We start from the raw sequence: 12,305 nt of genomic DNA, 5'->3' as shown, positions 1-12,305 counted from the left end.
GCACGGCAGACAGGTGCCGTGCTCGCCTGGGGCTATTACCTATTCGTCACCCAGTGCCAGCAGGGAGGCGTTTCCGCCCAGCGCTGCCGTATTGATGGTACGGGTCTGTTCCGTACCGAACCGCAACAGGTAGTGGGGACCACCTGCCTTGGGGCCGGTACCGGAGAAGCCCTGACCACCGAAGGGTTGTACGCCAACCACCGCACCGATGATGTTTCGGTTGACGTACACGTTGCCGACACGAATGCGTCCCGCGACGTGGCGTGTGAACGATTCGTTGCGGCTGTGCACACCAAAGGTGAGGCCAAAGCCCTTGGCATTGATGGTATCAATCACCTGGTCTATCTCGGATGCCTTGAAAGTGGCAATGTGGAGTATCGGCCCGAACTGCTCGGTCTCCAGCGTATCGATACCATCAATTTTGAAGGCAGTAGGTGCAATGAACGAGCCCTTGGACACGATGGACTCATCGACCGGCGTTTCGGCTACCAGCCGATTTTCACCCTTGAGCTTGTCGATATGTGCCTGGAGGCCCTTGCGTGCATCTTCATCGATGACCGGCCCGACATCGGTAGACAGCAGTGACGGGTCACCGACGCTGAGTTCTGCCATGGCTCCCTTGAGGGTGTCGATTACCCGGTCGGCCACGTCTTCCTGAACATACAGTACGCGCAGGGCAGAGCACCGCTGCCCTGCACTCTGGAAGCTTGAGCCCACTACGTCGGATACCACCTGTTCCGGCAGTGCCGTGGAATCGACAATCATGGCATTAAGACCGCCGGTTTCAGCGATCAGTGTCGGCAGGGCGGCATTTTCGCGCGCGGCCAGCGAGCGGTTGATGATCTGGGCGGTGTGAGTCGAGCCGGTGAAGGCAATACCGGTGATGCGCGGGTCGCTGGACAGGACCGCGCCGACCGTCGGACCGTCGCCGGGCAGCAGCTGGACCACGTCCTTCGGCATGCCTGCTTCATGCAGCAGTTCGATGACACGAGAAGCTACCAGCGACGTCTGCTCTGCCGGCTTGGCAAGCACGGTGTTACCGGCGACGGCTGCGGCGATGGTCTGACCGCAGAAGATCGCAACCGGGAAGTTCCATGGGCTGATGGTGGCAAATACACCTCGGCCCATCATCATGAGTTCGTTGGACTCACCGGTCGGCCCCGGAAGCAGGGTGGCTTCGCCGAACACTTCACGGGCACGGGCTGCATAATAACGGGCAAAGTCCACGGCCTCGCGAATCTCGTCGACACCGTCAGTCAGCAGCTTGCCGCCTTCACGAGTACACAGGGCCATCAGCTCGGCCATGTTGGCTTCAAGCTTGTCCGCGAAGCGCTCAAGAATGGCGCTACGCTCTTCAACCGGGGTGGCATCCCAGCCCGGGAACGCCTTCCATGCCGCCTCGACGGCCTTCTCGGCCTGGCTGGCAGTTGTCCACTGGATGCTGCCGACTACCTGCTCATGGTCGTACGGAGAGATGACCTTTTTGACCTGTGAATCATCCTCGGGCACATCAAAGCCGAGCAGCGGGCGATAATAATATTGCTTGTCCATGAAACGGGCCATGTCATCGACGAGCGGCTGGTATTGACTGTTGATATTCAAGTTCACACCTTTTGAATTCCGACGGCCTGAGCCATAGATATTGGGCGGTAGCGGAATGCGTCGGTTGGAATAGGACGCGTACTGCCTGAGCGTATCCACCGGATGGATGCACAGGTCCTCGACAGGCACCTTGGGGTCGACCAGCTGATGGACAAACGAGGAGTTTGCGCCATTTTCAAGCAGGCGTCGGACCAGGTAGGGCAGTAGATCCTTGTGAGCGCCTACCGGGGCATAGATTCGGCAGTAGGTGCCCTTCGGCGCACGCTTGAGCGCTGCATCATAAAGCGCCTCACCCATGCCGTGCAGTCGCTGGAATTCGAAGGGGCGATTGCGTTTACCGGCAAGATCCAGCACGGCACTGATGGTGTGCGCGTTGTGGGTCGCAAACTGGGGGAAGATGCGTCCGTCGGTGTTTTCCGACAGCAGGAACTTGGCGCAGGCCAGATAGGAAATATCGCTGCAGGCCTTGCGCGTAAATACCGGGTAGGCTTGCACGCCGATCTGCTGGGATTCCTTGATTTCGGTATCCCAGTACGCTCCCTTGACCAGACGAATCGGAATTTCGTCGCCCTGTTCGTCAGCCAGCCGGTTCATCCACTGAAGGACGGGCAGGGCACGTGAGGAATATGCCTGTACTACCAGTCCGAACTTGCCCCAGCCCTTGCACACGGCGTGGCTGTAAACGGCCCGGAATACTTCCAGTGACAGCTCGAGACGATCTACTTCTTCTGCATCGATGGTCAGTGCAACGTCACGTTCCCGTGCCATCTCAACCAGTTCACGTACGGTAGCCGACAGCTCTTCAAGGACCTGGGTGCGCCGTGCGAATTCATAGCGCGGGTGCAGGGCGGACAGCTTGATCGATACGGACGGTGACGGTGTGGTATCACCCAGCTTTTTGACAGCTCCGCCAACGGCTTCGATGGCGCGGGCATAATCGTCGAAATAGCGTTTGGCATCCTTGCGGGTCAGTGCTGCCTCGCCAAGCATGTCGTAGGAATAGGTATAGCCCTTGTTGAACAGGGGCTTTGATCGCTTGAGGGCTTCGTTGACATCTCTCCCCAGAACAAACTGGCGCCCCATGACCTTCATGGCCTGCATCATGGCCTGACGAATAACCGGCTCGCCCATCCGGTTGACCATCCTGTTGATGAAGGTCGCCGGTCGGCCATCTTTCGGCTTGTCCATCTTGAGGACGTTCCCGGTGGTCAAAAGACCCCAGGTCGAGGCATTGACAAACCATGACTCGCTCTTGCCCAGATGGGACTTCCAGTCGGCCACACCCAGCTTGTCATCAATCAGTGCATCAGCGGTAGCCGGGTCCGGTACTCGCAGCAGTGCTTCTGCCAGACACATCAGCAGAACACCTTCCTGGGTATCCAGGCTGTATTGCTGCAGGAGCTCATCGATGGAATCCACGGAGGTATCCATCGCGCGGACTTCGCGTACCAGCGTGGCAGCCTGATCGCCGACGCGCTTCAGATCACGGTCGTCGGTATAGATCAGTTTGATCAGGGCCTCTACATAGGCATCTTCATCAACAATGTAATGATCGCTGATCTGCTTGAAAAGGTGATTCAGGGGGTGCTGCCAGGTGGCGGCGTCGAGCATTTGATCGGTCGATAGCATGTGGGTTCCTCTCGAGGCCATGAATAGCGCAGTAGGGTCTCTGTTGTCGGGAAACAACAGGAAATTTGTTGGTGTTATTCCCGGGGAGGGAAGGATGCGCCTTGCGGTGACTTTACGTTCTGCCGGGGGTGGCGTCTTGTCATTTTCAAGGAGTCGCATGTCAGAACTGCGGAAGGTGTGTCTCTTTGTCGCGCTCAGGTCTGTCGAAGGCGCTCGCGGGTAGGGGCGTAACCGAAATGGCGCCGATAGGCATGGGACAGGGCACTCTGGTTGGCAAAGCCGCATTGCTCGGCGATGGCCGTCAGCGAGGAGGCGCTGCTTCGAAGCAGAAACCGGGCCTGAGCCAGCCGTTGCCGCATGACATACTGGTACGGTGGCATGCCTGTCTGCTCACGAAACAGGGCACTGAAATGGGCAGTACTCAAAAACATCAGCTGGGCCAGGCCCGAAACATGGACCCCCTCGCGCATGTGTCGATAGATATAGTCATCGATGGCGGTGAGGTCGAGTCGCTGGGTAGCATGCCCGTGGGTAAAGAGCCGATGATAGATGCTGCTCAGCAGGGTTGTTGCCAGAAGATCATTACCGGTCCCGGCTGGCTGTTGATCGATTTCCTTGACCATGAAGGCCAGGTAGTGGGCCAGCCCTTCATCGATTTCAAAATAGCGGGGTACTTCAAACAGACGGCGATGCCGATAGTAAAGGCCTGATACGGGCTGTGAGTTTTCCGGCAGATCGAGAATCAGCTGGCGATTGCTGCCAATGCCTGCAAAGGCATGTTCTCGCCCCGCAGGCACCAGGCAGCCCTGAAAGGGACCGATTTCTCCTCCCTGGCCATCGATCACGAAGGCGGCTCGCCCGGACAGGCCAATGACAATCTGAAAATGATCATGGGCATGATGCTGGCTGACGGCATCCAGCGGAGCGATGCGAATCAGATGGCGTGATGCGCTGGTCATGAAGCACTGCTCCTTCCTGTCGGCGTGCTCAGGCTGAAACACCCAAAAGGCCAAGGCGAGCGGCGAGATGACTGCGCAGGGCGTCCAGCTCTTCCATTCCGGCGGCTGAAAACAGCCGGCCCTGTCGTTCAAAGCGCCAGGGCTGCCCGTGCTGCTCCATGATGATCTGGCAGCGCCGACGAACGCCCTCCAGGTAGTCATCATGCCGTATTGGATAACCTATGACCGCATTCCATTGATGTTCACTGAGGCGATGGTCAAGCGCTGCTTCCAGCAGGTCCAGCAGCTGGCCCGGCTCGGTGCGATAACGCGAAGTACGGCGTGAAAGCACCAGCGCTACCACCATGAAACCCAGAATGACAAGGCAAACGGAAAAGGTCAGAAGATATAGTGCCATGGACATCGCCTCTGACAGCTTCAGGAAAGGAGTATTTTAACACGTAGTCCGGCTGTGAAACGAGGCTGAACATTGGTGGCAAAAAAACGGCCTCTTCAGGGAAGAGGCCGTTTTGATGAGCTGCGCGGTCGACTCAGGAACGTTGCATGCGTTTTCTGAGTACCGGTCCCACGATATAAGGCAGTACCAGACCCAGAATGGCGACGGCCCAGATGCCGATGGCCAGTGGCGTGCCCCACAGTACACTCCAGTCCCCATCTGACAGGGTCATGGCATGACGCAGGTTTTTCTCCATTTCAGGCCCCAGCAGCAGGCCCAGAATCACGGGCACCAGCGGAATTTCGGTTTTACGCAGGATATAGCCCAGCACCCCGAAGGCCACCATGAAGTACAGATCAAAGGGCGAGTGGCTGATGGAATAGATGCCCACGATGGCTACCAGCGTTACGATCGGCATCAGGTACTTCGGCGGCACTGACAGCAGTTTGACGAAAATACCGATCATCGGGATGTTGAGCAGCAGCAGGAGCACGTTACCGACCAGCAGTGCGGCAATAACCCCCCAGACGATGTCTGCATGCTGCTGAAACATCATTGGGCCCGGCGTAATGTTGAGTGACACCAGCATGGCCAGAAGGACCGCCGTGGTGCCACTGCCCGGAATCCCCAGCGTCAGCATGGGAACGAGTGCACCATTGGCTGCGCCATTATTGCCGGCTTCCGGCGCGGCTACGCCGCGAGGATCACCTTCTCCGAAGCGGTTTTTGCTGCCGAGGATCCGTTTTTCAACGGTGTAGCTCAAAAAGCTGCCCAGTGAGGCGCCGGCGCCTGGCAGTACCCCGGCAATAAACCCGACGACGCCGCAGCGAAGGCTGGTCGGCAGAACAGCGATTACTTCCTTGATGCTGATGGTCAGCTTGTTCATTTTGACCATGCTTTCTCCTTCACCCATGTGTTTTTCGATGAAAAACAGGAGTTCGGAGATGGCAAAAAGGCCTACGATGGCAATGATGAAATCTATGCCTTCAAACAGTTCCAGGGTGTTGAACGTATAGCGAGGCTGGCCGGTAGAGATATCGATACCGATGGTCGACATCATCAGACCAAGTGCTGCTGCCACAATGGTCTTGACCGGATTCTTGCCGGTAATGCCGCCCAGGGTAGCAAAGGCCAGCACGAAAAGGGCGAAGTATTCTGCTGCTCCGAAATGCAGGGCAAAGTCAGCCAGTACCGGCGCCAGGATAATCAGGCCGATCGTGGCCACTATGCTGCCGATGAACGAGGCTACCGCCGAAATGGTCAGTGCCTCGGCAGCCTTGCCCTGCTGTGCCATGGGGTAGCCGTCCAGGCAGGTCATCATGGCTGGCTCGTCACCCGGGATATTCAAAAGAATCGAGGAAATCCGACCACCATACATGGCGCCGGCATATACGGCTGTCAGCATGATCAGTGCCGATTCCGGCGGCAGGCCCAGCGTAAAGGCCAGAGGAATGAGAATGGCCACGCCATTGGCCGGACCAAGGCCTGGAAGGGCGCCGATCAAGGTGCCCAGGAAGGATCCGATCAATGCCAGTAATAGATTGGTTGGCGTCAGGGCAACACTGAAACCATCCATCAGGTAATTGAGTGTTTCCATCAGCCCAGCTCCAGAATGCCGTCAGGCAGGGTGAGTTCAAGCCCGTAGTTGAAAATGACAAAGGCCACTACGGCACTGACAAGCCCGGTCATCAACGCCTTGAGCGGTGGCGCCTGCATGCGCCAGCTGAGCAGGGCAACGGACAGGGTGGTCATGATCACGAACCCGACCGTTTCAAGCAGTGCGGTGTAGACCACCAGAATGACGATGATGCCGATAAGCTCCACCAGCGTTTTCCCTACCGGCCAGGCTTCATCCTCGTCCGGCTTGAGCATCATATAAAGGCTGCCAAGCCCCAGAACGACAGCCAGTAGCGTGGGGAACGTTGACGGTCCGATGGCTTCACTGCCACCCATGGGCTCGGGGAACTGTTGTGCCTGCCAGCCGTACGCGACGGCCAGCAGGAGGAAAAGGGCTCCGAACAGGCGATCATTGATCCTCATTTTGTCAGGCCGATTTCTTTGGACAGTGTGCTGATATCCTTGATCTGTTGATGTACGTAGTCCGAGAATTCCTGGCCTGAAAGATGGAAGGGCATCAGTCCGTTTTGCTTCATGACCGATTTCCAGGCGTCCGTGGCGTAAAGCTGATCCATGGTCTTGACCCACCACTGGTAGCTGTCATCCGACACCTTGCCGGGCATGTAGAAACCGCGCCAGTTGGCACCGACCGTATCCACCCCTTGTTCCCTGGCTGTCGGAATGTTGTCCAGCGGCTCCGGCAGTCGTTCGTCAGACAGCACGGCGAGAACCTTCAGGTCGCCGGACTCGATAAAACCCACCGATTCGGAAATGTCGCCGGTAAAGGCCGTAATGTGGCCACCCAGGATCTGCGTGATGGCTTCACCGCCATTATTGAAGGACAGGTATTTGATGCGCTTGATCTTGTCTACCCCGGCGGCCTCGGCTGTCTGGAGTACCTTGAGGTGGTCCCAGCCGCCGGTTGCACTGCCGCCGGCAAAGGATACCGAGCGTGGGTCCTTCTTGAGGGCTGCAATCAGGTCATTCAGTGAGTTGTAGGGGGAGTCCTTGCCAACTGCAATGATTCCGTAGTCTGCTCCCAGCGCCGCGACCCACTTCACCATGTCGGCACTCATGCCCGGGAACTGCTTTTGTGCCAGGCGGGTGGTGGTTGCCGTACTGGCCGCCACAATCAATTGATCATCGGTGCTGCGTTTGCTGATGGTGTGAGCGAAAGCTACGCCGCCACCGGCACCAGCCATATTGGTAGTCTGAACGCTGGCCGGCACGATGTCCTGTTGCTCAAGGAGTCGGCCAACACTACGGCAGGTGAAGTCCCAGCCGCCGCCCGGGTCAGAGGGCGCGATGCAGTCAACCTTTCCATGCGGTTCAAACGCCAGTGCGGAGCCGGCAGCGAACGTAAGGGTGGTGGCCGCAAGCCAGGCCATGGGAATCGTTTTTTTCATTGAAGTGCTCCTCGCAGACCGGTTTTCGAACCTTACAATTCTGTAAGGTAGAATATTGTTCTCTCAGACAAAATCTAGCGACCGCTACGCTGGCTGTATAGACACCTTTGGTCTAGTTGACGAAAGGTGCAGGGAGGAAGCGGCATCTGGATCGAAAACATGGGATAATTCCCCATCGGTTACGACATCAACAGTTGCAGGAGATTAACGTGAGCTCATTTTTACACCAGCTGCCCAAGGTCGAGTTGCACTTGCACATTGAAGGAACGCTGGAGCCCGAGCTCATGTTCGAGCTTGCTCGCCGCAATGAGGTAACGCTGCCTTTTGATTCGGTCGAGGCTGTCAGGGCTGCCTATGACTTCGAGGATCTGCAGTCCTTCCTTGACCTCTATTATCAAGGCATGAACGTGTTGTTCACCGAAGCGGATTTCTATGATCTGACGTGGGCCTACCTCACGCGCTGTCAGGCCAACAATGTGGTCCATACCGAGCTTTTCTTTGATCCGCAGGCTCACCTGTCACGCGGGGTGGCGCTGTCAACCCAGCTTGAGGGGATTACCCGGGCATGTCAGGACGCCGAGCGGGAGATGGGTATTTCCAGCGCCATCATCCTGAGCTTTTTGCGCGACATGACCGAGGAGCACGCCCTTGAAACCTACGAAGCGGCACTGGCGTATCGCGAGCATTTCATCGGGATCGGCCTTGATTCTGCCGAGGTGGGCAACCCGCCCGAGAAGTTTGCCCGGGTATTTGATCGTGCCCGTGAAGACGGATTCCACCTCGTGGCACACGCCGGGGAAGAAGGGCCTGCCAGCTATATTCGAAGTGCACTGGACACCCTGGGGGTCGAGCGTATTGACCACGGCATTCGGTGCCTTGATGACGAGGCACTGGTAGAAACCCTGATTGCCCGCCGCATTCCATTGACGGTCTGCCCGTTATCGAATGTCTATCTCAAGACCGTTCCCGACATGACCGGCCATCCCTTGCCCGCCATGATCGAGCGTGGCCTGTGTGTCACCATCAATTCCGATGACCCGGCTTATTTTGGCGGGTACATGAATGCCAATTACGAGGCTGTTCAGAACGCCTTTGCATTTTCCCGTGATACCTGGGTACTTTTGACACGCAACGCCATTGAAGCAGCATTTGTAACGCCAGCACGTCGCGAAGCGCTTTATGCCCAGCTTGAAAAGGCCACAGGTAATCCCTGAAATAAATCGTCGGTTTTATAATGTGTCATAGCGCTCCAGTCGGAGCGCTTTTTTATGGTGGTGTGGCCTGTACATCATTAAACATTAATGAGTTGATGTAGCCACTATATTATTTTTTGTATATTAACGTAGATTAAATAGACCCTTGTCGCGGATTATTGGATGATTAAATGATATTTAATCCGCAGGCAGTGATCATGAGTGTAGATGCAAAGGGAAGGATGGACTGGATTGATGCGGCCAAGGGGGTCTGTATTGTTCTGGTTGTACTCTATCACGCCGTTTATTTCATGATGGATGCCAGTACTTTCAATCAGACGCTGGCGCACAAGGTCTGGTATAATCTCGTCATTGCCCTCAAGCCTTTGAGAATGCCGCTGTTTTTCCTGATCTCCGGACTGCTTGCACATTCAGCCATCGTCAAGCGGAGTTGGGGGGATTCCATCAGGCCTCGGCTTTATCTGATGCTGTGGCTTTATGTGTTGTGGTATCTGGCGCGCACGGTAACGGCCTGGCTTCTGGCGCATTATGCCAATACTGCAGCAGTACCCAATGCCGGTGAACTGCCTGCAGGGCCTGGCGAACTGCTTTCAACAATACTGAATGGTACCAACGGTGTGTGGTATCTATATGCGCTGGCAATTTATTTTGTCGCGTTCAAACTGATGCGCCGGTATGGCCATGCGGCGGTACTCGTTTCCCTGATGCTGTCGATCTTTTCGATCTCGTTTATTCATAACTGGGGCATCAAGGGCATTGCGGAAAATGCTTTCTTTTTCGCCGTTGGCTGTTTTTACCGGGAACAGTTGCTGCTGGCATTTCGGGAGTTCAGTCTCAAGCGATTTCTCTGTTTCTCAACGCTGACCTGTCTCCTGTTACCGACTGCGGCCTATTATGACTGGCTTTATGTACCGGGCGGGCGAACATTGCTGGCCATTTTCATGGTGCTGGCAGGTCTGGACTTTTTCTGTCTGGTATCCCGCTATCTGTCGCTGAAGACTACCTGTTACATGGGGCGAAATACCCTTCCGATCTATGTCATGCATAAAATGACCATCCTGCTGACCTGTCAGCTTGTTCTGCCTTTTGCCGAACTGGGCCTTTATTCTGAACTGAGTGCCGCTGTGCTTCCGATCATCGCAACAGCTGTCAATATTGCGGTGTGTCTGGGGGTCTACAGGCTATTGAATCAGGGGGCAGGCAAGGGGCTTTTCTCACTTCCGCAGTGGCAGCAGGGGATGTTGCTGTCAGGCAGGCGCTGAATATTCATGCATAAAAAAAGCTGCCCATAAGGGCAGCTTCCACGTGCCGAGATATTCTCAGCCGCAGATCTGACCAGCAGTACCGGAGAAATAAGAGGTAGTGGTGGTAGAAGTAGTCTGGGAGTAGGCATAAGCGCCGGCAGTAACGCTGACAGTTACGATAACAGTTGTAACGATTTTAGCAGTGAAAGCCTTGAACATTTCATATTCCTTGGAGTTTAGAATAATGGTTTTTCGTAATCCTGAAGCATGTAATCATACTTCGGGCGCAAGTCTAAGTTAGATTTCAGCTAATGTCTGTGCCGTGATAGCCAACAAATACATTTTTTGTGTAGATTTTCGTTACAAATTGATATATGACCAAAGTATAACGAGTATCGCCTTCTGAAGGTAAGGGTCAGTAGTTGTTTTTGAACGTAAGAAGAGGTGATTTTCGTCGAAAAACGCTTATCTGTTTCTGCTGCCCGGGTTGGCGCGATGGCAGTGTTCGATGGTCACTATAAAAAGGGCAGCCCTCTCGGGGCTGCCCTTTTTTGATGTCTAACCGTGGCTGCTGTCGATCAGTGCCGGAAATGGCGCATGCCGGTGAAGACCATGGCAATACCGGCCTCATTGGCAGCATCGATGACTTCCTGATCCCGCATGGAACCCCCTGGCTGAATAACCGCCTTGATGCCTGCGGCGGCGGCATTGTCGATGCCATCCCTGAACGGGAAAAAGGCATCGGAGGCCATGACTGATCCCTTGACCTCAAGTCCTGCGTGTTCAGCCTTGATGCCGGCGATGCGTGCCGAGTTGACACGACTCATCTGGCCTGCACCGACACCGACAGTGCGCTGATCACTGGCATATACAATCGCATTGGATTTGACAAACTTTGCTACGCGCCACGCAAACAGCAGGTCAGCGAGCTCGGCATCGCTTGGTGCGCGCTCTGTCACCACGACAAGCTCTTCCTTCTCGACCATGCCCTGATCGAGGTCCTGCACCAATAGGCCGCCCTTGACACGCTTGAAGTCAACATCGCCGGAGAGGGTGGTGCCTGACCACTCACCACATTCGAGCAGTCGTACATTGGCCTTGGCCGCTACGATGTCCTGAGCTTCGGTACTGATGCTCGGTGCAATGATGACCTCAACGAACTGACGCTCGACAATAGCCCTGGCGGTGTCTGCATCCAGAGAACGGTTGAAGGCGATAATGCCGCCGAAGGCAGATTCACTGTCCGTGGCAAAGGCCCGCTCGTATGCATCCAGCAGGCTTGTCTGGCTGGTTGCCACGCCACAGGGATTGGCATGCTTGACGATGACGCACGCCGGTACGTCGAAGCTTTTGACACATTCGAGCGCGGCGTCGGTATCGGCCACATTATTGAACGACAGTGCCTTGCCCTGTAGTTGCCGGGCAGTCGAGATGCTGGGCTCGCTGGCATGGGGGTCAATATAAAATGCGGCCTTCTGATGAGGATTCTCCCCGTAGCGCATGGACTGCTTCTTGTCGTACTGCGTCGTCCAGGTCGCGGGGAAGCCATCGTCTTCGATCTGCTGGCTCAGGTAGGTCGCAATGGCCGCATCGTAGCCTGCGGTATGTTCGAACGCCTTGACCGCCAGGCGGTACCGGAAGTCGTCACTGACGGCCCCCTGACAGGTATCCAGCTCGGCGATGATATCGTTGTAGTCATGATGACTGACGACAATCGATGTCCAGGCATGGTTCTTTGCGCAGGAGCGCACCATGGTCGGGCCGCCAATATCAATATTCTCGACAGCTTCGCCCAGGGTGCAGCCTTCCTTGAGAATGGTTTCACGGAAGGGGTAGAGGTTGACGACCACCATGTCGATCGGAGCAATATCGTGCTCTGCCATGACTGCATCATCCTGACCGCGGCGTCCCAGAATGCCACCATGGATTTTGGGGTGCAGTGTTTTGACACGGCCATCCATGATTTCGGGGAATCCGGTGTGCTGCGATACTTCCGTGACGGGAATGCCGTTGTCACTAAGCAGCCTGTAAGTGCCACCGGTCGATAGCAGTTCAATGTTGCGGTCTGCCAGCTGCCTTGCAAAGGCAACGACATCGGTCTTGTCGGATACGCTCAGCAGGGCGCGGCGAACGGGCAGGCGTTGATCAGTCATGATGCTCCGAAATCAGTGAAGTGGCGGGAGGAGGCTGCCATGAAG

At 56.0% G+C, this 12,305-nt stretch carries 9 protein-coding genes; 2 read left to right on the top strand and 7 right to left on the bottom strand.

Annotation, left to right across the window (positions count from 1 at the left end; genetic code table 11):
- Positions 1–39: 39 nt before the first annotated feature.
- The 6 genes from putA to OQ287_RS04845 form a co-directional block, all read right to left on the bottom strand.
- Positions 40–3,231, bottom strand: coding sequence for a bifunctional proline dehydrogenase/L-glutamate gamma-semialdehyde dehydrogenase PutA (gene putA / locus OQ287_RS04870; protein WP_265895732.1), 3,192 nt, complete (start codon positions 3,229–3,231; stop codon positions 40–42).
- Between the two features lie 194 nt (positions 3,232–3,425).
- A complete protein-coding gene (locus OQ287_RS04865) occupies positions 3,426–4,190 on the bottom strand; it encodes an AraC family transcriptional regulator (protein ID WP_250937224.1) in 765 nt (254 codons plus the stop codon).
- Between the two features lie 28 nt (positions 4,191–4,218).
- The gene (locus OQ287_RS04860) at positions 4,219–4,587 is read right to left on the bottom strand and encodes a hypothetical protein (RefSeq protein WP_250937221.1); all 369 of its coding nucleotides are present in this window, start codon (positions 4,585–4,587) and stop codon (positions 4,219–4,221) included.
- Positions 4,588–4,720: 133 nt separating this feature from the next.
- Positions 4,721–6,223 (bottom strand): tripartite tricarboxylate transporter permease, encoded by a 1,503-nt coding sequence (locus OQ287_RS04855; protein WP_250937219.1) that lies wholly within the window; start codon positions 6,221–6,223, stop codon positions 4,721–4,723.
- A complete protein-coding gene (locus OQ287_RS04850; protein ID WP_265895731.1) occupies positions 6,223–6,666 on the bottom strand; it encodes a tripartite tricarboxylate transporter TctB family protein in 444 nt (147 codons plus the stop codon). The genes OQ287_RS04855 and OQ287_RS04850 overlap by 1 nt, the downstream gene beginning before the upstream one ends.
- Positions 6,663–7,649 carry a Bug family tripartite tricarboxylate transporter substrate binding protein gene (locus tag OQ287_RS04845; protein WP_265895730.1) on the bottom strand — a complete coding sequence of 329 codons (987 nt, stop codon included), beginning with the start codon at positions 7,647–7,649 and terminating at the stop codon, positions 6,663–6,665. Before OQ287_RS04845 ends, OQ287_RS04850 begins: the two co-directional genes overlap by 4 nt.
- Before the next feature lie 209 nt (positions 7,650–7,858).
- Between OQ287_RS04845 and OQ287_RS04840 the strand changes: the two genes are divergently transcribed.
- Both OQ287_RS04840 and OQ287_RS04835 read left to right on the top strand, forming a co-directional pair.
- Complete coding sequence (locus OQ287_RS04840; RefSeq protein ID WP_265895729.1) at positions 7,859–8,863, top strand: adenosine deaminase; 1,005 nt, start codon at positions 7,859–7,861, stop codon at positions 8,861–8,863.
- 197 nt (positions 8,864–9,060) lie between these two features.
- The gene (locus tag OQ287_RS04835; RefSeq protein ID WP_250937202.1) at positions 9,061–10,125 is read left to right on the top strand and encodes an acyltransferase family protein; all 1,065 of its coding nucleotides are present in this window, start codon (positions 9,061–9,063) and stop codon (positions 10,123–10,125) included.
- Between the two features lie 560 nt (positions 10,126–10,685).
- Here the strand turns inward: OQ287_RS04835 and purH are convergent.
- Positions 10,686–12,260 carry a bifunctional phosphoribosylaminoimidazolecarboxamide formyltransferase/IMP cyclohydrolase gene (purH, locus tag OQ287_RS04830; protein WP_265895728.1) on the bottom strand — a complete coding sequence of 525 codons (1,575 nt, stop codon included), beginning with the start codon at positions 12,258–12,260 and terminating at the stop codon, positions 10,686–10,688.
- Positions 12,261–12,305 lie beyond the last annotated feature (45 nt).

It is taken from the genome of Larsenimonas rhizosphaerae, assembly GCF_026240105.1.
Lineage (GTDB): Bacteria > Pseudomonadota > Gammaproteobacteria > Pseudomonadales > Halomonadaceae > Larsenimonas > Larsenimonas rhizosphaerae.
The sequence above is the reverse complement of the archived record's forward strand: the minus strand, read 5'-3'. Positions and strand labels throughout refer to the sequence as shown.

What these genes read in the sequence shown, in the direction of transcription:
- putA (WP_265895732.1), bottom strand. Translation starts at nt 3,231, where the DNA reads ATGCTATCGACCGATCAAATGCTCGACGCCGCCACCTGGCAGCACCCC.
- purH (WP_265895728.1), bottom strand. Translation starts at nt 12,260, where the DNA reads ATGACTGATCAACGCCTGCCCGTTCGCCGCGCCCTGCTGAGCGTATCC.
- OQ287_RS04855 (WP_250937219.1), bottom strand. Translation starts at nt 6,223, where the DNA reads ATGGAAACACTCAATTACCTGATGGATGGTTTCAGTGTTGCCCTGACG.
- OQ287_RS04845 (WP_265895730.1), bottom strand. Translation starts at nt 7,649, where the DNA reads ATGAAAAAAACGATTCCCATGGCCTGGCTTGCGGCCACCACCCTTACG.
- OQ287_RS04865 (WP_250937224.1), bottom strand. Translation starts at nt 4,190, where the DNA reads ATGACCAGCGCATCACGCCATCTGATTCGCATCGCTCCGCTGGATGCC.
- OQ287_RS04835 (WP_250937202.1), top strand. Translation starts at nt 9,061, where the DNA reads ATGAGTGTAGATGCAAAGGGAAGGATGGACTGGATTGATGCGGCCAAG.
- OQ287_RS04860 (WP_250937221.1), bottom strand. Translation starts at nt 4,587, where the DNA reads ATGGCACTATATCTTCTGACCTTTTCCGTTTGCCTTGTCATTCTGGGT.
- OQ287_RS04850 (WP_265895731.1), bottom strand. Translation starts at nt 6,666, where the DNA reads ATGAGGATCAATGATCGCCTGTTCGGAGCCCTTTTCCTCCTGCTGGCC.